Origin of the sequence: Nitrospira sp. NS4 (assembly GCF_049546785.1) — a bacterium.
GTDB lineage: Bacteria > Nitrospirota > Nitrospiria > Nitrospirales > Nitrospiraceae > Nitrospira_D.
On sequence record NZ_JBMWAN010000002.1, the window covers coordinates 281,193 to 302,143 of the forward strand.

Annotated in this window: 20 protein-coding genes and 1 riboswitch; of the genes, 11 read left to right on the forward strand and 9 right to left on the reverse strand. The window is 61.3% G+C overall.

Going from position 1 to position 20,951, the window contains the following annotated elements; translation table 11 throughout:
* Both ACO9S2_RS05865 and ACO9S2_RS05870 read right to left on the reverse strand, forming a co-directional pair.
* On the reverse strand, positions 1-1,167 hold the full coding sequence (locus tag ACO9S2_RS05865) for a PQQ-dependent sugar dehydrogenase (protein WP_423721014.1): 1,167 nt from the start codon (positions 1,165-1,167) through the stop codon (positions 1-3).
* Positions 1,164-1,553: a hypothetical protein gene (locus tag ACO9S2_RS05870; protein ID WP_423721015.1), complete on the reverse strand. Its 390-nt coding sequence runs from the start codon at positions 1,551-1,553 to the stop codon at positions 1,164-1,166. Before ACO9S2_RS05870 ends, ACO9S2_RS05865 begins: the two co-directional genes overlap by 4 nt.
* 189 nt (positions 1,554-1,742) lie before the next feature.
* Between ACO9S2_RS05870 and ACO9S2_RS05875 the strand changes: the two genes are divergently transcribed.
* From ACO9S2_RS05875 to ACO9S2_RS05885, 3 genes are all read left to right on the forward strand, one after another.
* On the forward strand, positions 1,743-2,528 hold the full coding sequence (locus ACO9S2_RS05875) for a YkgJ family cysteine cluster protein (RefSeq protein ID WP_423721016.1): 786 nt from the start codon (positions 1,743-1,745) through the stop codon (positions 2,526-2,528).
* A gap of 109 nt (positions 2,529-2,637) precedes the next feature.
* Positions 2,638-3,258, forward strand: coding sequence for a bifunctional phosphoserine phosphatase/homoserine phosphotransferase ThrH (thrH, locus tag ACO9S2_RS05880; protein WP_423721017.1), 621 nt, complete (start codon positions 2,638-2,640; stop codon positions 3,256-3,258).
* A 170-nt stretch (positions 3,259-3,428) separates the two neighbouring features.
* The gene (locus ACO9S2_RS05885; RefSeq protein WP_423721018.1) at positions 3,429-3,563 is read left to right on the forward strand and encodes a four helix bundle protein; all 135 of its coding nucleotides are present in this window, start codon (positions 3,429-3,431) and stop codon (positions 3,561-3,563) included.
* A 209-nt stretch (positions 3,564-3,772) separates the two neighbouring features.
* Here the strand turns inward: ACO9S2_RS05885 and ACO9S2_RS05890 are convergent, their stop codons facing one another.
* The 3 genes from ACO9S2_RS05890 to ACO9S2_RS05900 form a co-directional block, all read right to left on the reverse strand.
* The gene (locus ACO9S2_RS05890; RefSeq protein WP_423721019.1) at positions 3,773-5,629 is read right to left on the reverse strand and encodes a RecQ family ATP-dependent DNA helicase; all 1,857 of its coding nucleotides are present in this window, start codon (positions 5,627-5,629) and stop codon (positions 3,773-3,775) included.
* 78 nt (positions 5,630-5,707) lie between these two features.
* Positions 5,708-5,962 carry a hypothetical protein gene (locus tag ACO9S2_RS05895; protein ID WP_423721020.1) on the reverse strand — a complete coding sequence of 85 codons (255 nt, stop codon included), beginning with the start codon at positions 5,960-5,962 and terminating at the stop codon, positions 5,708-5,710.
* A 120-nt stretch (positions 5,963-6,082) separates the two neighbouring features.
* A complete protein-coding gene (locus ACO9S2_RS05900; protein WP_423721021.1) occupies positions 6,083-6,841 on the reverse strand; it encodes a hypothetical protein in 759 nt (252 codons plus the stop codon).
* A gap of 164 nt (positions 6,842-7,005) precedes the next feature.
* Between ACO9S2_RS05900 and ACO9S2_RS05905 the strand changes: the two genes are divergently transcribed.
* The gene (locus ACO9S2_RS05905) at positions 7,006-8,832 is read left to right on the forward strand and encodes a hypothetical protein (RefSeq protein ID WP_423721022.1); all 1,827 of its coding nucleotides are present in this window, start codon (positions 7,006-7,008) and stop codon (positions 8,830-8,832) included.
* Between the two features lie 424 nt (positions 8,833-9,256).
* Here the strand turns inward: ACO9S2_RS05905 and ACO9S2_RS05910 are convergent, their stop codons facing one another.
* The 4 genes from ACO9S2_RS05910 to ACO9S2_RS05925 all read right to left on the reverse strand — a co-directional run bounded on the left by ACO9S2_RS05910 (position 9,257) and on the right by ACO9S2_RS05925 (position 13,927).
* A complete protein-coding gene (locus ACO9S2_RS05910) occupies positions 9,257-10,888 on the reverse strand; it encodes an alginate export family protein (RefSeq protein WP_423721023.1) in 1,632 nt (543 codons plus the stop codon).
* A gap of 425 nt (positions 10,889-11,313) precedes the next feature.
* Positions 11,314-11,613 (reverse strand): twin-arginine translocase TatA/TatE family subunit, encoded by a 300-nt coding sequence (gene tatA / locus ACO9S2_RS05915; RefSeq protein WP_423721024.1) that lies wholly within the window; start codon positions 11,611-11,613, stop codon positions 11,314-11,316.
* Between the two features lie 107 nt (positions 11,614-11,720).
* The gene (gene tatA / locus ACO9S2_RS05920) at positions 11,721-12,002 is read right to left on the reverse strand and encodes a twin-arginine translocase TatA/TatE family subunit (RefSeq protein WP_423721025.1); all 282 of its coding nucleotides are present in this window, start codon (positions 12,000-12,002) and stop codon (positions 11,721-11,723) included.
* Between the two features lie 461 nt (positions 12,003-12,463).
* Positions 12,464-13,927, reverse strand: a complete 1,464-nt coding sequence (locus ACO9S2_RS05925) for a hypothetical protein (RefSeq protein ID WP_423721026.1) — start codon at positions 13,925-13,927, stop codon at positions 12,464-12,466.
* A gap of 371 nt (positions 13,928-14,298) precedes the next feature.
* Here ACO9S2_RS05925 and ACO9S2_RS05930 point away from each other — a divergent pair, with 371 nt between their 5' ends.
* The 7 genes from ACO9S2_RS05930 to ACO9S2_RS05960 all read left to right on the forward strand — a co-directional run bounded on the left by ACO9S2_RS05930 (position 14,299) and on the right by ACO9S2_RS05960 (position 20,877).
* Positions 14,299-14,838 (forward strand): hypothetical protein, encoded by a 540-nt coding sequence (locus tag ACO9S2_RS05930; RefSeq protein WP_423721027.1) that lies wholly within the window; start codon positions 14,299-14,301, stop codon positions 14,836-14,838.
* 159 nt (positions 14,839-14,997) lie between these two features.
* A riboswitch (Fluoride riboswitch) is annotated at positions 14,998-15,069 on the forward strand.
* A gap of 20 nt (positions 15,070-15,089) precedes the next feature.
* Positions 15,090-16,772 carry an ATP-binding cassette domain-containing protein gene (locus tag ACO9S2_RS05935; protein ID WP_423721028.1) on the forward strand — a complete coding sequence of 561 codons (1,683 nt, stop codon included), beginning with the start codon at positions 15,090-15,092 and terminating at the stop codon, positions 16,770-16,772.
* A gap of 231 nt (positions 16,773-17,003) precedes the next feature.
* Entirely contained in the window at positions 17,004-17,426 is a 423-nt protein-coding gene (locus tag ACO9S2_RS05940) for a universal stress protein (RefSeq protein ID WP_423721029.1), read from the forward strand.
* 126 nt (positions 17,427-17,552) lie between these two features.
* A complete protein-coding gene (locus tag ACO9S2_RS05945) occupies positions 17,553-18,287 on the forward strand; it encodes a glycosyltransferase family 2 protein (RefSeq protein WP_423721030.1) in 735 nt (244 codons plus the stop codon).
* 47 nt (positions 18,288-18,334) lie between these two features.
* The gene (locus ACO9S2_RS05950) at positions 18,335-18,706 is read left to right on the forward strand and encodes a four helix bundle protein (RefSeq protein WP_423721031.1); all 372 of its coding nucleotides are present in this window, start codon (positions 18,335-18,337) and stop codon (positions 18,704-18,706) included.
* A 21-nt stretch (positions 18,707-18,727) separates the two neighbouring features.
* Positions 18,728-19,018, forward strand: a complete 291-nt coding sequence (locus tag ACO9S2_RS05955; protein ID WP_423721032.1) for a lipid-A-disaccharide synthase N-terminal domain-containing protein — start codon at positions 18,728-18,730, stop codon at positions 19,016-19,018.
* On the forward strand, positions 19,018-20,877 hold the full coding sequence (locus tag ACO9S2_RS05960) for an ArnT family glycosyltransferase (protein WP_423721033.1): 1,860 nt from the start codon (positions 19,018-19,020) through the stop codon (positions 20,875-20,877). Before ACO9S2_RS05955 ends, ACO9S2_RS05960 begins: the two co-directional genes overlap by 1 nt.
* The last annotated feature ends 74 nt before the right edge of the window (positions 20,878-20,951 follow it).

The window sequence follows — 20,951 nt, forward strand, 5'->3', positions numbered from 1 at the left end:
TTAGCGCGGCGGGATGAGCCGATGGATCCCGCCGCCGTGATCCAGCACGTAGAGTTCCCCCGCTTCGTCCTGCCCGAACGAGGAAATCCGGAATCCCGTCTTGAGCAAGACAGCAGGACCAGCCACTCCTCCGCCTTCTGCTGATGGTCTGAACACAAACACCTCACCGCTGCAGAAATCGCCGGACACATAGGCGTCCCGAAGCGCAGGGAGCGCGCGGCCGCGATAGACATAGCCGCCGATGATCGAGCAGCGCCCTGCCTCATGGCCATATTCCATGACGGGGAGCACCAACCCCTCCGTCGGGCACGCGACCGCAGGATTATAGCAATGCCCCCCTTCCATCAGGCGCCACCCGTAGTTCCCGCCCTGCGTGACCAGATTCACTTCTTCCCACTTCTTCTGTCCCACATCGGCCACCCACAGGCCCCCGGACTCACGATCGAACGAAAAGCGCCAGGGATTCCGCATCCCCATGGCATAAATCTCAGAACGGCCGCCCCCCTTGGCGAACGGGTTGTCCGCCGGACTCGCATAGGGATCGCCATGATCCACATCGATCCGCAGGATCTTTCCCAGCAGCTCATGGGGGTTTTGCGCGCGATTACCGGGGTCCCCCCAGGCCCCTCCGTCGCCCATTCCAATGTAGAGATACCCGTCCGGTCCGAACGCCACCATCCCGCCATTGTGATTGGACTCGGGCTGCATGACGACGAGAACCACACGTTCCTCGCGAGCGGCCGCATCCGGCGAGCCCCCGCGCCGATACTCCGCCACCACCGTGGCCCCGTCCGGCCGTCGCGTGTAATTCACAAAGAATCGCCCGTTACGGCGGTAGTCGGGATGAAAGGCCAGGCCCAAGAGTCCCCGCTCAGCGTCATCCATCAGCACCCGATCCACCAGGTCCAGAAAGGGAATGGGTGAGAGCGCCCCCTGCTCGACGATCCGGATCCGTCCCGGCTGTTCGAGCACATAGAGCCGGCCCGACCCGTCACCGGCATGGGTCAGAAAGAGGGGTTTCTCCAGGCCTTTCGTCACCAGGGGAGCCAGCGCGACCGGTGCCTCAACGGATGGCGCCGCCATCGAACCGGAAAATGCATGCAATGAACCACACAGCAGCCCGATCAGCGCCAGACCGGCCTTGCTCCTGAGGGGAGATCGATTCATGACTCTGCCTCCCGTTGCGATTGCGCACGGCCCCGTGCCTCAATGAATTCCAGCAAGGCGCGGTAGGTCAGCTCTCTGGTCCTGGCTTTACCGGCCGGATCAGAACCGACATTCGCCTCCACGTACACACGATCCGTCACCTGGGGGCCCGCTTCATTGCAGAGGGTCCACATATCGTGCAGAAATCCCTCCGGCAATCCCACCTGCATGCCTTCCGACTCGATGCGATCATCGAGCAACGCCAAGAGATCCGACAGCGCCTGATCCGGGCGATAGGCGGCGGCCGCAAAACCGAAACGCTCCTGCGCCGCCTGCTCCTGCGCCGCCTGCTCGACCAGATCCCGCATATACTCTTTCAACAATCCGATCACATGCCCCGACAACATAGCGTCCCTTCCTCTGCGGGCATTATCGGGATTCTGGATCCGGGGAGCAAGCCGGGGCCGGCTTGCTCGTTCGTCGTTCGTCTCTCGTCGTTCGCGAGCGACGATTCACGTTTCACGAAGATACGGTCAGCGGTAGCGGACATTTTCCTCATCCTGCTATGATGCCCGATCCAATGAGACCGAGACTCCATGACTGAACGATATGACATCGCCCTGAACACTCCCGCAGGACGACTCACCAGCACCGTCGAGGTCCCGACCGGCCTGGTGCCGGTGTCGGCCATTGTGCCGTTGATGCGACGGCTGGGAGAAGAAGCGCAAGCCCTGGAAGAACAGCAGAGCGTCGAGGCGGGGCGCAGCCTTTCATGCAAGAAAGGCTGCGCCGCCTGCTGCCGCATGCTGGTGCCCGTCTCGGCACCGGAAGCCTTCGCGCTCCGCGACCATGTGCGGACTTTGCCGGAACCGGAGCGCGCACGCCTGACCCAGCGGCTGGCCGTCACACGAACGGCCCTGCTCGCCCACGGACTCTGGAAAAACTTGATCGACATCGGGGAATCGACCAGCCCGCCGGACGACGCCGCGCTGGAGCCGATTAATCGGGCCTATTTTGCACTGCACGTGCCCTGCGCCTTTCTGGAGCAGGAGGTCTGCACGATCTACGAACAGCGGCCGGCCGCCTGCCGCGAACTGCTGGTCACCTCACCGGCCGAGTGGTGCCGGGACCCGGTCACCAACCCGGTCGAAGCCCTGCCGGTTCCGGTGCGGATCGGTCCGGCGCTGAGCCTCCTATGGGCCGAGTTGACCGAGCAACCCCCGAAGCTCATTCCCCTCGCGACGGCGCTCGATTGGGCCGAACGCCACGAGCAAGAAAATCAGCCGCGCTGGCCTGGCACGCAGCTGCTCGACCGCGCCCTCGACAAAGTCTGGCGGTTTCTGAGCCAGGCGTTTCATAGTAAACCTGAAGGGAACGGCTAGGGGCGAGGGGCCGGAGGCAATGGGGGGCTCTTCTTTCCGCCCTCTAGCCTCTCGCCTCGTACCCCTCGCCTCATGGCAACTCACCATACACAGAGAAAGAGGAATAGAAATGCAGAAGCCCGTCATCGCCTGTTTGGACCTGGAAGGAGTGCTCGTGCCGGAAATCTGGATCAACGTCGCGTTGAAGACGGGGATCGAAGAGCTGAAAATCACCACGCGTGAAATGCCGGACTACGACAAGCTGATGAAGCGCCGGCTGGCCATTCTGGACGAGCACAAGTTGACCATTGCCGACATTCAGGACGTCATCGGAAAAATGGGCCCGCTGGAGGGAGCCCCGGAGTTTGTCGCCTGGCTGCGCGAGCGCTGTCAGGTCATCATTCTCTCGGACACGTTCTATCAATTCGCCCTGCCGCTGATGCGGCAGCTGGGCTATCCCACGCTGTTCTGCAATCAGCTTGAAATCAACGGCAGCGGGAAAATTCTCGCCCACCACATGCGGATGCAGAATCAGAAGAAGCATTCCGTCGCCGCCTTCAAGTCGCTGAACTTCTTCACGATGGCGGCGGGAGACGCCTACAACGACACCGCCATGCTCGGCGAAGCCGATGCGGGTTTCTTCTTCAGGCCGCCCGATCACCTGCCGAAAGAGTTTCCGAACTTCCCGGTCACGCAGACCTACAAGGAGCTGGAAGCACGGTTTGCCCAAGCAGGGAATCTGAAGCCCTAGCTGTCAGCTATCAGCCTTCAGCTAAAGAGGAACCGAAAACTGATGCGGGACTTCAGAAAGATCAAAGTCTGGGAAAAGGCACATGAATTAAGCCTGGCTATCTACAGAGCCACGTCGGATGTCCTAAACAGGAACTATTTGGCCTAACGAGTCAGCTGAGACGCGCGGCAGTGTCCATAGCGGCAAATATCGCGGGAGGCTGCGGGAGAAGCGGAGAACCCGAACTGGCTCGGTTTTTAAGAATTGCTCTCGGATCGGCCAGCGAGCTTGAATACCATCTTATTCTTTCAACGGACCTGTGTTAGTTAAACAAATCCACCAGCCAACATCTGACCAAACAGGTAACAGATGTCAAACGTATGCTGACAGCTCTGATTCTGAAGCTGACGGCTGACAGCTAACGGGCTGCACTTCGGCATTCAGCTGTCAGCAATCAGCCAGAAACAACTGGGATTAAGAGCAGTCTCTCCCCAGTCCGGAGCTGAGAGCTGAACGCTGACTGCTGAAAGCTTTCTTATTCCCCCTTCACAATCTCCAGCACCCGGCGGCCGTACCGCTCGACTTTCACCTCGCCGATGCCGGGAATCTCCAGCAGCGCCGCCGTCGTCAGCGGCTTGTGGCTGGCGATGGTGCGCAGGGTCTTATCGTGAAACACCACAAACGGTGCCACACCTTCCTCCTCCGCCAGCGCGGTCCGCAACTGACGCAGCCGTTCATAGAGCCGGGCGTCGCCGGGAGAGGTACGGAGAAGCACCATGGCCTTGGGCCGTTCGCCCGATGGCTTTCTCACGCCCGGCGCAGGCCCTGCTTCTTCCTGCTGCGGTAACGTGATCGTGCCGGTTCCCTTCAGCACCTCCCTGCCGGTACGGGTCAGATCCAATGTCGGATACTCCTGGCCTTCGACCACCAGATGTCCCGAGTCGATCAGGTCTTTGACCAGGCGAGTCACAGCCATTTTGGAGCGATCACGGCAGGTACCGTAGGTCGGGCAGCTCTCTGCGCCGTAGGCTCCCATCGCCTTCGAGCGGCTCCCTCGAAGGATTTCGACGATGCGGCTCACGCCGAACCGCCCCTCGCACCAGGAGACCGTCTCCAGAATCGCCTTCGCGCAGGCCTGGTCATCCGCAAGTGACGCTCGCTCCGGCTGGTGGCCGGTCGCGCACCGGTCACAGAGACCGCAGGGGCCCAGCGCCCGCTCCTCCTCATCGCTGAAGTAATCCAGAATCGCAAGCTGGCGGCAGGTCGATACCGACACATAGGCGAGCATGTCCTGCAGCAGGGTCCTCATGCGATCCGCCCGGTCGGCGCTCGACGGATCTTTCCCCGCCTGCTGAATGAAATACTCCTGCGTGGCCAGGTCCCGTTCGTGAAAGAGCAGGACACAGGCGGCCGGCAGCCCGTCGCGCCCGGCCCGCCCGGCCTCCTGATAATAGGCTTCCACGCTGCCGGGAATATCGAAATGGACCACGAGGCGCACATCCGGTTTGTCGATGCCCATGCCGAAGGCGTTCGTCGCCACCAGAATGCGCAACACGCCGCGGCGAAAGTCGTCATGCACCAGCCGCCGTTCGTCATCGGACAGCCCCGCATGGTAATAGCCGACCGACGGCTGCGACTGCCCCAGCCAGCTCGCCACTTCCTCCACTGTCCGGCGTGTCGCGCAATAGATCAGGATCGTGCCCGTCTCGCAGTCGCGGACCAGGCGCTGCAAGGCCCCCAGCTTGTCGGGCATGGATTGGCAGGAGCGGACCGACAAGGCGAGATTCGTCCGGCGGAATCCCGTCACGAGCTTGAGCGGGTCGCGCAGCGCCAACCGCTCGCACACGTCCGCTTGGACACGCGTCGTGGCGGTGGCGGTCAGCGCCAGGCAGGGAGGCTGATTGAGTTCCCGGCGCAGGCGGCCGATCTTCATATAGTCGGGCCGGAAATCGTGGCCCCATTGGGAGATGCAGTGGGCCTCGTCCACCACCAGCAGCGAAATGAGGCAGGACCGCAAGATACGCAGGAACCCCTCATGCTGCATCCGCTCCGGCGCCACATACAGCAGTTTCAACCGTTGCAGATGTAAAGCTTGCAACACCCGGTCCCGTTCCGACTCGGACAGGCCGGAGTGAAAGGCGGCGGCGGCAATCTGACGCTGCTTCAGACTCTCGACCTGATCCTGCATCAAGGCAATGAGGGGAGACACCACGAGCGTGAGCCCCGGCAGCAGCGTGGCCGGCAGCTGATAGCAGAGCGATTTCCCCTGGCCGGTCGGCATAACCGCCAGCGCATCACGCCGGGCCAGCATCGCCCGAATCACGTCCTGCTGGCCGGGCCGGAACTCCGCAAAGCCAAACTGTTTTTTAAGCTGTCGGGTGAGATCATCCACAGGGAAAGATAGCCAGAAGATGGGAGTTGAGGAACAGGATTAGGAAACAGAGCCCAGACATTCAGTCCGGAGGGGAACCTACTCTTCTTCGACTTTCCGCCAACCTTCCTTCTGCAGACAGCGGTCTATTCGCTGGCGCGTGAGGGATTGATTATCGGCCATCCCCGCAATGCCCGGGTTCGTGGCCATTTTGTTGAGCCAGTCACGCTCACATTTATTATAGTCCGCAGTGAGTTTGTCTTCACTTTTTGTCGGATGCACCCAGCGCGTTGAGGAACAGGATGACCAGACCGCCGCCAACAGGAGAACCAACATCACATGGACCCAACGCATAGAGCCTCCGCCGTTAAAGAAGACGTTCTCTCAGCAAACGAACGATAATGGAGTCTATCCGGCAAGGTCAAGGAATGGAAGCCTCGGACCTGAATAGCTGATCGGCAGGACCGGCCGGACTCAAGATTTCGACCAGGCTTCTTGCAGCTTGGCGACCGCCTGTTCCAACGCCTCGTCGCCGGCAATGCTGCGTAGAATATCCTTGGCATCGGCTTCCGGCGGATAGATCGGCGCGACACGTTGCGACCGGTGAATCACCGGATAGGCGTTCGAGTTGATGGGCACATTCAAACGGTTGAGCCTGGCCCAGGCCCGCCCTTCAGACCGCGCGACCACCTGCCCGCTCGCCGCATCGATCAGCGCCAACTCGGCCAGCGCATAATTAACCGCTTCATAACCGGGCACACCCGGTCGTCCTCCACCCTGTTCGGGATCGCCCGTCACGGGGAGGTACGTCGGCACTTCCGACTCCTCACTGGAAAACAGCGCCACCACCACATGCGTGCAGCCCCGCTCCCGGGCCAGCCCGGCAAGCGCGCCTGGGTCCTGGGGCCGCGATGGCTCGCCCACCGTCAGCACCTGAACCAGACGGATCGGCGTGGCCCTTTCGACTCGTTCACGGACCTGGTGATCGAGAAAGGCCGTGGCCTTCTCGGATAAGGCCGGGGCCGAGCGCTGGGCCGACGTATCGTTGACCAAGAGAAGCCCGGCATTGAACGGACCGCCCTTCCGGTCTGCTTGAAGCGCAACGCCGTCACGCAGTCCTTGACCGGCACTTCCCAAATACCCGTCCATGCGAGAGAGCGGGTGTTGAGCGCACCCGCCCAACACACCTGTGATCAACAACAGCGCAACCGCGAGGAATCTGTGGAACGCCATGGCCAACCTCCAGGAGAAAGACTCAGCAAGAGAATTGTGTGTCATCATCCTCCCTCATCAGCGGGCAGTCAAGATTCCTCACGCGGGAATGGCGCCAGTCGGTGAATTGACGCAACATCCTCGTTGTATCCAGGGGGGCTATCGGGTATCTTAGCGGGATGTTCATGCGCACTGCGTCCTCACCGCTGAAGGCCCTGTTGTTGGGCGCGGTCTTCTGCATGACGGCGGCCTGCAGTCAATTCAATGTCCCGAGACTCTTTACCCCCGCGCCTCCGCAACAGGTCATCCCGGCCTCCGTGACGCTGGTCCTCGATGACTCAGTCAAAACCGCCCTCTTCGAATATACCGCTTGCGCCGACATCGTGATGTGGAAAGGGCATTTGGGAGACAGCCTTGTCCGGGCGTTTCAGGACATGGGGCAAACCCGTTTTACCCACTTCTCGCTTGGTGAGGCCCCCGCTGCGCGACAGACCGCTGAGCCGGGAATATTCCCCGTGAGAGCCACCGTCAAGCTCACCCACAAGTCATTCACGAGCAGAACACGCACCGGTGCGGACGACCGCTACATGGCCCAACTCGACATTCACCTCGTCGCCACATTTTACGATACTCAGGGGCAACCGCTGCCGGACGCGCCTCTCAACTATTCGGAAGCAGTCAGTGTCTTTACCCCGCAATTCGGCGCCAGCAGCCAATGCGCCACCCAGGACCTCGACGAACTCCTGCGAACGGCAGCAGGACAACTGGCGGCGCAATTCCCCTCCTATGTCGAGCAACTGATCGCCAAGCAGCAGAGGCAGACCGAATCAGCCCGGCAAACAGCCACAAACCGCCCGTCTCAGGGTGAGGCCTCCCCGTTGACCGTGAAGGTCACGCTGCTTGACGACAATCAGAACCTCATCCTCGAAAGCAGCGAGAAAGTCAGGGTCCGGATCGACGTCACCAATACCGGCACTGCCCCCACAAACCAGGCGTTCGCCACCTTCTCGGGGACGCCAGCGCTCACCGAGGCCTTTGCCGGCACGCTGACCGCACCGGTCACCATCCCCGCGCTCCAGCCGGGAGAATCCACCAGCGCGATGGTCGTGGGACAGCTTCCGGCACGCTTCGATGGCACCCGGGGTGAGCTGACTGTGACGATCTCCTCCGCTGACACCAAAACCGGCCCCTTGGCCAGCCAAACTCTCGTGGCAACCATGGCCCCGATCGGCGCACCGGCGGCAGCGGCCCCATCGGCCGGGCAGTCGGCACTGTCCTCTGGAGCAATCGGTCAGGGTCAGAACCGCTACGCGGTCGCCGTGGGACTGAGCCTGTATCGCTCTCCCTGGGCCGGCTGGCGGGATGGCCTCTCGTTCGACAGCAAGGGAACCATCTCCCTGATTGCCCAGTCTCTCAACGTGCCGGACAGCCATACCCTGCTGCTGCAGGATGAGCTGGCCTCCCAGGAAGACATCGAAGAAGCGCTGGCTTCCTGGCTCCCCAAGCAGATGGGCAAAGATTCCATCGTCTTCTTCTATTTCAACGGACAGGCCTTGGCGGACCCCAAGACCGGCGAGGTTTATCTCATTCCCTACGACGGTACCCCGGCTTCGTCCCGCTCCCGGCTCATCTCGCTGCGCTGGCTCCAAAGCCGCCTGCAGAAACTGGGCGCCAAGCTGGCTCTCTCCATCATCGAAACGCCACTGGCCACCGGCGCACTGTCGAAAGACGGCAAGCCTAAATCAGTGACACCAAACTGGATTGCCGATCTGGACGGCTCCTCAGGCCAGACCGGTCGACCCTTGATCCAGGTTGCGGGAAATTCAGGCTCGTCACGTCAGCAGAACAGTCTGCTCTCAGGGCTGACCGGCCCGGCCGACCTCGATCACGACGGCATCGTCACCCTCGGCGAATGGCTCCGCTCGCTCAGAGGCAGCGCCGTCACAGTGCCGGCCCTGCCGCCGGCATTGGGCGTGCAGTCGATCCCCCTCAGCCGGGTGAATCAACGATAACCCCCCTCGCCTTTCTTCTGGAGATTTTCTAACCAGGCCGCCACATCGTTCCCCTCCTTCATAAGGAGGGGCGAGGGGAGGTCGAAGATGTCGGCATCCTGATTGGCTCATGCGTGCAAGTGCGGCGATCTGCCGACAGGGACTCTACCCCTCCTTGCCTCCCCTTACAAAGGGGAGGACTGAGAAATACCGGTCGCACTTAACCATCTTTATCACGATCTCCTGGCGTCACAATCGGTTCCCCTCCTTCGTAATGAGAGGTAAGGGGAGATCGAAGCCTTATCTATTTACTTGGCCTGAACTGCCACTTTGCGGTGAAGGACAAAGAAAAACCCCGCCGAGGGGATCGCCCTCGGCGGGGTTTCATGTTCTGACTGAGACGAGAGATCCTCTCGCCCCTAGCCTCATACCTCTTGCCTGCGTCTTAGAAGTTGATTTGCAACTGGGTATAGGCCCAGGTGGAGTTCACTGATGACTGCGGGCCGTTTCCAGATGTGCTGCCGGCCACAGTCTGATCAATTGCCCCACCGCTCCACAGATAGGCGCCGCCGGTCTGCCAGGCCACCTTGTTGCCCTTGAAGAACAGGGTATAGATCAGGTCCAGTTCCTTATAGAGCGAGTTGCTCGTCGCAACACCACTTGCTGCTGGCATAACCGCGCAGCCCTGAGATGCGGTGTACCAACAGTCACCGTTGTTGGCCTTCTGGAACACCCAGTACCGCGCCTCGAGGTGGCTCTGCTGGGTCGGATTCAACTGGAGACTACCGCTGAAGCCCAGCATATTCCGCCAGGCCATCCGGTCGGCATAGCCCATGACGATATGGTTGGTCGGATAGAGGTTCTCGAAGGTGTTGGCGTTGCCGTTGCAGTTACCGCCACGTGCGCAAGCTCCCCCATCGCCATCGCCAGAAGCATAGTTAAACTCCAAGCCGACGCGCGGGTTGGTCGGCACATTCTGCAACGTGATGCCGCCTTCCACCGCCAGGGCCGTGGCATTGATGTGCAACGTGTTCGCCTGGCCAGCAACAGCCATCGATCCGGTCTGCCAATAGCCTTCAAACGTTCCATCAAACATGCCCTGCCGATAGGCGACCCGGCCACCGAGGGTGTGCCGGTTCTGGCCAGGGGCATGAGGAGCCAGCACATTCCCCACACCAGGGGTAACACCGCCTGTTGTTGCGACACCCGTCTTGTTGTTCAGGAACACCCAGAGAGGTTCGATCGCTAACCCAGCGATCGGCTTGAAGGCCAGACGCGTAAAGAGGAGGTCGGCACTATTGCTGCCACCCTGTAAAGGGGTCGTATTATTCGCGGATTGTCCAATTCCTCCCGAGGAGGCTCCAGAAGCAAAACTGTCCTGATCTGACAAGTGCAACCAGCCGCCCCAGACTTCATAGGTGGGCTGGTTATACTGTATGGTGATACCGTCATGCGAGAAAGCCTGATTGTTCCAGTCGAAATGGCCGAACAGACGGTGATTACCCATCACGACGAGCTGACGGCCAGCCTTCAGGCTCAACCCATCAACGCCCAGATTGCGGATCATGATGAAGGCCTGCCGGACGCCGAGGATGCTGCCGTTGACCGCACCCGTCTGGCTCGCGGCGTCGTTCGCGTTAACGGCATTCGAGTTTGCACCACCCCAGGTCTTGGAATACTGCAACTGGGTGAAGAAATCGACGTCCTGCGACGCGGAATAGTTCAAGCCGATCCGCGCCCACTGCTGAACACCCGCATCTGCAGTCTTGTCATTTGCTGACCGCCCCGCAGCACCGCTCGCATTCGCCCCAAAGAACCCGTTATTACGGTACTCCCCTCTGACCCGCATATCGCCGGAAAGCGTGAACTTGCTGATGTCAAACAAGGGGCTCTTGGGCGGATCGAAATTCCAATAGGGAACCAGATCCGGAAAGCTCCGCGGCACCGGCGCACCGTGCCCCGGCTTGTCGATCACCGTCGGGGCTACTGGCGGGTCGGCCAAGGCCTGGCCGATCGGCATCGATCCCATCAGGGCCGCTGCCAGCACCCATTTTGCTGCTTCCTTGCTTCGTCTCATAGCGTTCCTCCTGTGAATTGGATAACAGCCCCTGGTGGCTCCACTCCCTCAGACAGGCTGTCGACTTGCGATCCAACTACCCCCACTATGACGGCACCATTCCGTCGTGCCCGGTGCCCTACCGGAAGGGCCTTCCTGATCCCTCCCGTCCTCTGCTTCCGCCGCCCTGCTGCGATACGTCACTACTACACGACTTCTTTCGTTGTGGCTTGTAAAATCTCGTTTTTCACTCACCCTGGTCCTGTACCGACACTCTCTCTTCATCCGGCTTCACGGCACGAGGCCAGAGGCAGGGGGCTAGAGGTATGAACACCCGCATGGCCGGTAACCGGAGAGTGGGCTCAAGTCGGCTGAGATTGAGTGATCCTCTCACTCAGGCCCCATACCGTCCCATCGCCTCTCGCCACTTACCCCTTGCCTGCCGATCAGGCCTGCCCCGACTCGTTGATCGACTTCTGGCTCTGCTCCGGCTTCTGCCCCGCCGCGTTGATCTCTTCTTCGGCTTCTTTCATGGAGGCCTGGAAGTCCTGCTCGACCATCTTCACTTCCTGCTGAATCATGTTGATCTCAGGCTCAACCGATTTCCGCAGGTCTTCCGCCGTTTCCTTAAATCCTTTGACCGCCTTCCCGACCTGCCGTCCGACCTCCGGCAGTTGCTTCGGCCCGAAGAGCAGAAACGCAATGACGAGAATGATCAGTATTTCGCCGGCTCCGAGTCCAAACATGTATGTCCTGGCAAGAGGCCAGGGGCGAGGGGCCAGGGGCACTGAGCATCCGCACTCTCATGTCCACTAGCCTCTCGCCTCTAGCCCCGTGCCATCCTTCCGTCTTGTTAACCCTGCTTCGTCTGCTCGCTCTGCTGCACCGGTGCGGCCGGAGGCGGCGCGGCCTGCGCCTGGGCCTGTCCGGCAATCTGCGTGGGCGGCGCCTGCGCGGCCGGGGCCTGCTCGCCCGGCGTCACGTCGATGGCGTCGGCCTCATGCACGGTCTTCTTGAATCCCTTGATCGCTTTGCCGAGCCCTTCTCCCAACTGCGGCAATTTACCGGCGCCGAAAATGATCAACACGATGATCAAAATCAGCATGAGCTCCATCCAGCCGAATGAGCCGAACATCTAGTACCTCAATAATAAGCGTGGTGAGTGATCGGTGACGGGCGCTTGGTCCATACGGACCGAGCAACTTTGCGGGAAGAGCAAGACAACTGTCTCTGGCCAAGCCATCAAATCTTGCACGGTACCCTTTCTTGCCCATCCTGCATTGAGATTCAGCGTCCTATACGAAAGATGGGGTAAGTACCTAAATCGCGGGGAAGGCTATAGAAAACTCAATGGCAAGTCAAGGAAAAATATTGGGAATAGCGCGGGACGAGAGGCAAGGGACGCTTGAGCAGCAAGCTGTCGGCGATCCGATACTGAACTGTCCTCCCCTTTGTAAGGGGAGGATAGGTGGGGTAGAGCCTCGCAACCTGCCACGCCGCTCACCAACACGCAAGCCGGTCATGGCCGCCGGAATCCTCGACCTCCCCTGGCCCCTCCTGTGACGAAGGAGGGGGACAGAGTGGCGCGATTGCGCGCTATTTGCAGGTAAAATGGTGGTATTCGATCGGGCTCGGCGGGGCGGTAAGGGCCACATTCACCGTATCGGGATCGTACCCGACCCCTTCCAGATCCGGCGCGGCCGTCGCCAATTCCTCTTCGGTCAGATAGGCCACCGTATCCGGCACGCCGTTCCGCTTCAGCGAGAGGAGCATCCCGTTCAGCGTCTCCCGCTCCTCCTGCGGCATCTTGTCCTGCAAGGGGAAATCGAGCTTTCGGCTGTAGGGGCTTTCATAGGACTCGTTCAGCGCCTTGATGGTCTTCAGCACGAGACGGTCCTGCTCCCAGGACTGCAGCTTCGGCCCCGCCGAAGGATGGGTCGCCAGCAGATCCATGAGGGTGATGACGTTGGTGTTCAACGACCGGCCGACAAACTCCCGCTGGGGTTCGATCGTGATCCTGCCCAGGCCGAGATGTTTCGCGACCGCCTCAACCAGGGCGAAATTGATCATGAAGCTGTACTGCCCGCCGAACTGGCCGTAGCAGGGCTTGTCCGGATCGTTGAGCACTTTCGGATCCGCCGTCCCGGCGTCGAACGCGCTGAACCCCACCGCGTCGGGAGCCAGCAGGCGCTTGGCCTCCTTCAATGTGGCGAAGGCCCCCAGGTTCACGGGGACGAGCACCTGCTCGTCGATGGTCTTGAGAAACTCCGTGATGGTCTTGCGATAGGGCACATCCTTCCACTCGACCTTCCGGAACTCCTTCTCCCAGACCAGGTCGTCGAGAAACGCCGGAAAGGTCTTGAGTCGCTCCACGTCCTTCGCCTCGAACGCCCGGACAAAACCCGACCAATCCTGAATCGTGGCATGCAGCATTTCGCTGAGATTGGGGCGCAGATATTCCTCTTCGATCTCGCCGGCATTCCTGGCCATGAGCTTGGTCGGCAGGTCGTTCCAGAGTTCGCTGCAGATGATCCGATCGACCGAATGGTCCGCCACCCCGGCAATGTGCTCCACGCTCCCCTGCAGCCCCTCGACCCGATCCCGATGCGGGACGAGGTCCGGATGGGCCAAGGCGCCGTCGAGAATCGACTGTTCCCAGTCCACGAGCACATAGCGGACGCGGGGGTAGACCAGGCCGTCTTTATCCAGCGTCTTCAGATGGCTGAGGAAGCAGGCGGCGAGGTTGCCGTTGCCGGGACCGAGTTCGAGCACAATCAGGCGAGGAGCTAGGGATGCGGGGCTAGGGGGCGGAGCATCCTTACTCTCACCTCTCGCCTCACGCCCCTGGCCTCGTGCCTTCTCGCGTTTCGTGACCTGCTCGAAATAATCCGCCGCGAGCGCGTGCGCCAGACGATAGTCGGCGGAGGCGAAGGTCTGATAATAGGTCCTGAGCTTGTCCCCTCTGAGGCGATAGAACAGCGTGTTGATGTGGGCCTGCCACTCATCCAGCGGCTTGTAATCCCCGATCAACTGCGGCAATGCGTCGGCGTCTTGAAGCATGGTTGAACTCGTGTGTGATAGGTGATGCGATTTGCGTGGGCGGAATTGTAGCAGACGCTTGGAAACCGCCGCAATCGGGAGTCTCATCGCTGTCCACCATCTGCGTTCGGCTCTCAGCTCTGCGTCCCCTCCCTTTCGGCACAGTCCCATTTCGTTCCCCTCCTTCGTCAGGAAGGGCCAGGGAAGGTCGAGGAATCAGCCGCTCGACCAGGCCAGGCCGTTCACAAGCCGCACAGCCACCGGTGCTCTCTACCCCTCCGATCCTCCCCTTACCAAGGGGAGGATCGCTCCGTATTGAATCTGAGCCAGCTCATCACGCCCCCTTCAGACTACCCTTGACTCCGCTACGTGAGGGGGTGTACCAACTTTTCATGACCGCCCTGTGCCGCGTCCTCATCGCCGTTTCGCTGGGCACCTCGCCGTGCTGGGCGGATGAACTGCCGCTGACAAAGAATCTCCCCGTTCCCGACTTTCAAAACAAGGCCCAGGATACCAAGCCGTACAACTTCGATGCGCCGCCCGGCGGCATGTTCCGCTCCATTACCATGGCCGAGGGGTTCGAAGAGGAGTTGGGGTTCCGCCGCACGCATGAAATCGTTCCCGTCCAGCCGACGGAACAGTTTCCCACAGGAACGCCGGCGGTCTATATCGTGTTCCACCTGCACCAGCATTACCAGGCCTTCCAGGTCTTCGGCCGCTGTTTCCCCGAGGCTGTGCCCGGCCTTGCGCCCGGCACCATGGTCAGCGAGGACGCCATGTATATGGCGCTTGAGGATGAAACCGGGTACCTGAAGCTCTTCCCTCCCTCGAAGGAATGGACACCCGGCCGCTATAAAGTGGAGATCCATGCGGGGGAGGAAGTCAACGAGATGAGCCTGGTCGGGACGATGCGCTTCACCATCATCAAATAGGCACGAGGCCAGCGGCGATGGGCAAGGGGCCAGTCAGACCGGAACCGGACTCTTAACTCCCATGCCTCTCGCCTCTAGCCCCTCGCCACGTGCCACCCGTCACGAATCTCTACCCTTCGATTGACGCACGGCGCGGCCCGGTATATAAGCAAGCCCGACAGCACCAACGGTGATGGGGTTCACCGGAACCGCCTGCGCCCCGCGTCTCAGGCTGATAACTCCTACGCACCCGTATGGTAGGAGTGTCGTCGATGGCCGCACCGGATCCCGCTTTCCCTCAATACCACATCAAGAACATCGTCGCCGACATCCTCGCCGAATTGGGGCTGCTGATCCGGCTTGAGCGGAAGATGCTCGGCCTGCTCTTCTCCTATGCGGTGGCCATCGGTATGTTTCTGCTCTGTGTTCCGATCGCTGTGCAGGAGCTCGTGAGCACGTTTTCCTTCGCCGTGGAGCCAAGGATGATTTTCACGCTGGCCCTCGTCGTCGGCAGCGCCTTGACCGGGGCCGCCGCCTTCCGGGTCGTGCAGGCCCGCGGAGCCGAGACGCTCCAGCAACGCATCTATGCCAGGATCGCCATCGCCTTCACCGAAACGCTTCCCCGGCTCAAGGAGGATTCGTTTCTGCCCCAGCATGCGCACCGCTTCAAGGAAGCCGACCTGCTGACGCGCGCGCTGGTCGCGATGGTGTCGGACCTGTTCAATGTGGCCGTGGTCGGCACCATCGGCATGTCGATGCTGATTTTTTTCCACCCCTATTTTCTGCTGTACAACGTCAGCCTGGTGGCCGGGTTTGTCGTTCTGCTGACGATCTTCGGCCGCGGGGGGTTCCTCATCACCCTGGAGATGTCGCGCCTCAACTACGAGATCTACCACTGGATGCAGAATATCGCCGCGAATCTGCCCCACCTGCGCGCCGCCGGGCACAGCCCGTTTCTGATGCGGAAGACGGACGCCCTGACACAGGCCTATGTGCGCGTGCGGCAACGGCGCTCCGACCTCCTGACAGGCCGCCAGTACAAGGCCGCGACGCTCTGGCAGGTCGCCGGCCACACCGGCATGATCGCCACCGCCGGCATGCTGGTCGCGCAAGGGCAACTGACCGTCGGCCAGTTCGCCGCCGCCGAACTGCTGGCCGGGCAGCTGCTCCTGAACATGGATACCCTGGCCCGCCGCATGGTCCATATGTTCTTCGCCTTTGTGTCCTTCCGGGAGATGAACGCGTTCTTTGCCCTGCCGCAGGACCAATCCGGCGACAAGATGATCGTCCCGCGCGGGCATTTCGGCCTCGACGGCCTCACTGTCACGGCGCGTAATCTCTCCTTTGCCTACCCGGGATCGGCGCCGCTCTTCGAACACCTCGATCTGGAGGTCGTCTCCGGAGAAAAGATCGCGCTGCTCTGTCGCTCCAACCTGCAGAAAACCGCTCTGGCCAAAGTCCTGGCCGGGCTGCTCCCGCCCTCCGGCGGGGCGGTCCGCTATAACGATATGAACCTGGTCGAAGTCCGCCTCGATTCCATCCATCAGTATCGCGGCCTGATGCTGGATTCCCACCCCACGCTGCTTGAAGGCACGATCGAGGACAATCTGACGCTGGGCCGCGCCGCCATCTCCCATGATGATATCCAGTGGGCGCTCCGGTTCGTGGAACTCGACGACGAGGTCGACCGCCTCCCGGAGGGGCTGGCCACCCACGTCACCGGCCACCAGGACCAGTTCACCTTAAGCCAGACGCTGCGCCTGCTCCTGGCCCGGGCGATTGTCACGCGGCCCCATCTCCTGATCATCGACGGAACCTTGCACAACATGATCCCCACGCTGCGCGACACCATTCTGCGCCGGCTTTGCTCCAAAGACGAACCCTGGTCGGTCATCTTCGCCACCAACGATCCGACGTTCACCTCCCACGTTGAGCGCCGCGTGACGGTCGCCTGATTCTCTTATGGAGGTGCTTGCGTGACCTGGGAAACCGTGGCAATCTGGATCGGCAGACCCCATGAGCCTCGCTCATCTCCGTTCGAATCGGCTTGTCCGTCGCGCTGGTGGACATCTGCGTCGGGATCGCCGGCGGCAACACGCCGGATGTGCGCCCGACGACCTGGATTCTGTCGCCGGCCGGTCCGCCCCGACAGCCCTGGAGTTCACCGCGCTGAGGGAGGTCTGAGCATGTTTCGAAAAATTCTGGTGGGCAATGACGGATCCGCAGGAGCCATGAACGCGCTCAGGACGGCGCTGGCCCTGGCGAAACGCGACGGCGCCGAGTTGCATGAAATCTCCGTGGAGGAACACCTGCCCCGCTACGGCGCGCTGATGGGCGAGCTGGTCGAAGCCAGGCAGGAGGCCCGGAATTTTTTTCACCGGGTTACGCAAGAGGCGGAAGTGATTGCGCAGGCGCAGAACCTGACGCTCATATCCCACGTCGTGCCCGGACACCCCGTGGAAGCCATCACGAAATTCGCCCATGACGGCGGCTTCGATCTCCTGATCGTCGGGTTCACCGGCCACTCCAACATCTTCGGCCGCATTTGGGGAGGCACGTCCCAAAATCTTGTCCGCCTATCCCCCTGCACCGTGCTGGTGGTGAAGTAACGACCTATCGCGCGAGTGGCGGCGAGAAACACTCCTCCTGCAGGCGTTTGACCACCTCCCGTGCATCCGCTAGAATGCCCGCGTGATTGCACGCCGAGCCCATCCGTTCCGGAGCCTTCAGGCACCATGACCTCATCATCCCGTCCATGGGCCTCCGTCGTCATTCCCATCAAGGATGAACGAGACAATCTGACACCGCTGACCGAGCGCGTGATCAAAGTGCTATCGGCCCGCGCGGAATCCCGGCAGGCCCCGTTCGAGCTGGTCTATATCGACGACGGGAGCACCGACGGCAGCGGCGAACTCCTCGACCAGCTGCAACACAATTATCCGATGGTCCGCGTACTGCACTTCGACCGGAACTATGGGCAGTCGTCCGCCTTCGATGCCGGCTTCAAACATTCGACCGGCGACCTGGTCATCACGCTCGACGGAGACCTCCAGAACGATCCGGCCGATATCGACCGCATGCTGCCGCTCATACAACAATTCGACCTCGTCTGCGGCTGGCGCAAAACACGCAACGACAATCTGGTGCGCAAGCTCTCCTCGCGCATCGCGAACAAGGTGCGCAACGCCGTGACCGGGGATCGCGTGCACGACACCGGCTGCTCGTTGAAGATCTTCCGGCGGGCCGTGGTCGAAAAACTGCAACTGTTTACCGGCATGCATCGATTCTTTCCGGCGTTGGCCCTCATGCACGGATTTACCGTGACCGAGATCCCGGTCAGCCACTATCCCCGCGCCCACGGCATCTCGAAATACGGCGTCGGCAACCGCCTCTTCAAGTCGCTCTACGACCTCATCGCCGTGCGCTGGATGCAACAGCGCTGTCTGCGGTATCGACTCCGTGACCAGTGACGGGCCGGCAATAAGAAAGGCGAGGGGCGGGAGGCGAGAGGCGAGGGGTGGGACACAAGGGATTTAAGGATCTGGCTGTCTGGCAGGAAGCAAAGAATCTGGCAGTCTTGATCTATAAGATATCTGATAATGATATGCCGCGCGTGGACTTCGGCCTGCGCGATCAAATCCGGCGCAGTGCGGTGAGCGTGGCGAGCAATCTCGCCGAAGGAGACGAGCGCGATACCGACAAGGAATCGGTCAGATATTTCTTCATCGCCAAAGGGTCCGTCGCTGAACTGCGCACGCAGCTTCAAATCGCACACGAATCGGGCCACCTGAACGGAAGCATCTATGAAACGATCGAGAAAGATTACGCCACGCTGGGGAAAAGAATCGGCAAGCTTATCCAGTCGCGATGCCCGCCCACTCGCCCCTAGCCTCTCGCCCCTGGCCCGTCCATGACCACCACTGAAACCATCTGGATCGCTATCGGATTTCTCGGCCAGGGGCTCTTTTTCGGCCGCTGGATCATTCAATGGCTCGCCTCGGAACGGAGTGCGTCGAGCAAGGTGCCGGTGGCCTTCTGGTACATGAGCCTCATCGGCGGCCTCATCACGCTGGCCTACGCCATCTATCGCAAAGATCCGGTGTTTATCGCCGGACAAAGCATCGGCTCCGTGGTGTATGTCCGCAACTTGATGCTGATCTATCGCCCGAACGAGACCGACAAGGCAAAGGGTGATCGGTGATGAGCGATCTGTCCGAACCGACTCCGGGCTCTTCCCCCATCACTCATCACCCGTCACCTGTCACCTATCCGGTGTCGCTCATCGCCCGTCATGTGCTGCTCTTGCTGGCCCTCTGCGGAGTCCTGTTCTTCTGGAACCTGGGGGCCCTCGGCCTGACCGATCGCGACGAAGGCCGCAATGCCGAGGCCGGCCGGGAGATGCTGGAGACCGGCGACTGGATCAGCCCCACCTTCAACTATCAACCGCGCTACCAAAAACCGGTCCTGGTGTACTGGCTCATGAGCGCCTCCTACAAGCTGTTCGGCGTGAGCGAATTCGCCGCGCGTTTCCCGTCGGCTCTCTTCGGCCTGGGCCTGGTCCTGATGCTCTATCTGTTTCTCGCGCGGCTGCGCGACCCGATCACGGCGCTGCTCGCCGCGCTGATGCTGGCGCTCAACCTGCAGATGATCGCGCTCAACCGCATGGCCCTGACGGACAGCGTGCTGATCTTTTTCACCACGCTCTCCCTCTTCGCGTTCTGGCTGGGATTTCAGACGACGCGGGAACGGCGGCGCTGGCTCTGGATCTGCTACCTCGCGATGGGGCTGGCGACCCTGGCCAAGGGACCGGTGGGATTCCTGGTCCCGCTCATCACCATCACCCTCTACCTGTCCCTGACGAAGCAATGGGGGCGATTCCGGCAGGACGGAAAACCGCTTGCGGGCCTTGCCCTCTGCGCGCTCATCGCCCTGCCCTGGTACGCCATGATGTGGCAGCTTCACGGCAGCGACTATACCGCCGCCGCCCAGGCCAACACAGTCGGCCGGTTTCTCAAGCCGATGGAAGGGCACAGCTTCGGCTTTCTGTTCTATGTGCCGGTACTCCTCCTGGGCTTCTTCCCCTGGAGCGGCTGGCTCCTCTTTGCCTGGTATGACGCCTATAAGAAGTGGCGAGAATTCCGGCGAGAGGCTGGGGGACAAGCAGTTGCTGAGCAGGCCACCCCTGGCCCCTCGCCCCTGGCCCCTCGCCCCCCGGACGCGCCGAGTCTGGAGTGGTTCACCGCCGCCTGGATTGCGGGCACCTTCGTCTTCTTCACCCTGTCATCGACCAGGCTCCCGCATTACATCGGTCCGCTCTTTCCGGCCGCCGCCGTTCTGACGGCTTTGTACTGGTCCCGCTGCGTTGCGGAACCCGCTACCCGGGGCGCCAGAGCCTCCGTCCATGTCGTGATGTGGCTGGGCTTTCTCCTGGCAGGAGCCTTCGCCTGCATCCCCTGGATCTACGACTCAAAGATCGCCGGGAAGCTGGTCAAAGAATTCCCGTTGGCCACGCAAGTCTCCATGGGAAGCGGCCCCTACATCGCCGCGACGATCCTCCTGATCGGCATGGGACTGGTGGGAGCGTTCGGGCTCTCGGAGACACGCCGGCGCGCATCGTTTTGGGCAGCCGGCGGTTCCCTCGCCGGTGTGGTGCTGGTGCTGATGCTCTTCATCCTGCCGGCGGTCAACCGGTACTTTGTTTCACCGCCGCAAGAGCTGGCTTACGCAGCCGGACTGAATCTCGAACCGGGCGAGCAGCTGATCGTCTACGCCTCGACGAGGCCATCCATGGCCTTTTATGCCCGCCGCAAGGTGCTCTTTGTCGGGAAGGGGGAAGAAGAGAAAATGCGCGCGGCGCTGTCGCAGTCCGGCCGCACCATGATCCTCCTGCCTGAGACCTTCGTGGAGAAACTGCCGGGCGACGTGAAAACCTATCAGCCGATCTTGAAGCGCTACGGTTATCTGCTCCTCGCAAGCCAGCCGATGGTGAATATCCCGGAATCGGCCACGCTTCCGCCGCCGCCCTCGACGACGAAAGAGCCGCTCATCTTCGGACATTGAGTATGTGGACAGTGACGGGTGATGCGTGATCAGTGAAGCGGAGACCGGATCCCCCTCTCACGCATCACCGATCA

What these genes read in the sequence shown, in the direction of transcription:
- ACO9S2_RS05865 (WP_423721014.1), bottom strand. Translation starts at nt 1,167, where the DNA reads ATGAATCGATCTCCCCTCAGGAGCAAGGCCGGTCTGGCGCTGATCGGG.
- ACO9S2_RS05870 (WP_423721015.1), bottom strand. Translation starts at nt 1,553, where the DNA reads ATGTTGTCGGGGCATGTGATCGGATTGTTGAAAGAGTATATGCGGGAT.
- ACO9S2_RS05875 (WP_423721016.1), top strand. Translation starts at nt 1,743, where the DNA reads ATGACTGAACGATATGACATCGCCCTGAACACTCCCGCAGGACGACTC.
- thrH (WP_423721017.1), top strand. Translation starts at nt 2,638, where the DNA reads ATGCAGAAGCCCGTCATCGCCTGTTTGGACCTGGAAGGAGTGCTCGTG.
- ACO9S2_RS05895 (WP_423721020.1), bottom strand. Translation starts at nt 5,962, where the DNA reads ATGCGTTGGGTCCATGTGATGTTGGTTCTCCTGTTGGCGGCGGTCTGG.
- ACO9S2_RS05900 (WP_423721021.1), bottom strand. Translation starts at nt 6,841, where the DNA reads ATGGCGTTCCACAGATTCCTCGCGGTTGCGCTGTTGTTGATCACAGGT.
- ACO9S2_RS05905 (WP_423721022.1), top strand. Translation starts at nt 7,006, where the DNA reads ATGCGCACTGCGTCCTCACCGCTGAAGGCCCTGTTGTTGGGCGCGGTC.
- ACO9S2_RS05910 (WP_423721023.1), bottom strand. Translation starts at nt 10,888, where the DNA reads ATGAGACGAAGCAAGGAAGCAGCAAAATGGGTGCTGGCAGCGGCCCTG.
- tatA (WP_423721024.1), bottom strand. Translation starts at nt 11,613, where the DNA reads ATGTTTGGACTCGGAGCCGGCGAAATACTGATCATTCTCGTCATTGCG.
- tatA (WP_423721025.1), bottom strand. Translation starts at nt 12,002, where the DNA reads ATGTTCGGCTCATTCGGCTGGATGGAGCTCATGCTGATTTTGATCATC.
- ACO9S2_RS05925 (WP_423721026.1), bottom strand. Translation starts at nt 13,927, where the DNA reads ATGCTTCAAGACGCCGACGCATTGCCGCAGTTGATCGGGGATTACAAG.
- ACO9S2_RS05930 (WP_423721027.1), top strand. Translation starts at nt 14,299, where the DNA reads ATGACCGCCCTGTGCCGCGTCCTCATCGCCGTTTCGCTGGGCACCTCG.
- ACO9S2_RS05935 (WP_423721028.1), top strand. Translation starts at nt 15,090, where the DNA reads ATGGCCGCACCGGATCCCGCTTTCCCTCAATACCACATCAAGAACATC.
- ACO9S2_RS05940 (WP_423721029.1), top strand. Translation starts at nt 17,004, where the DNA reads ATGTTTCGAAAAATTCTGGTGGGCAATGACGGATCCGCAGGAGCCATG.
- ACO9S2_RS05945 (WP_423721030.1), top strand. Translation starts at nt 17,553, where the DNA reads ATGACCTCATCATCCCGTCCATGGGCCTCCGTCGTCATTCCCATCAAG.
- ACO9S2_RS05955 (WP_423721032.1), top strand. Translation starts at nt 18,728, where the DNA reads ATGACCACCACTGAAACCATCTGGATCGCTATCGGATTTCTCGGCCAG.
- ACO9S2_RS05960 (WP_423721033.1), top strand. Translation starts at nt 19,018, where the DNA reads ATGAGCGATCTGTCCGAACCGACTCCGGGCTCTTCCCCCATCACTCAT.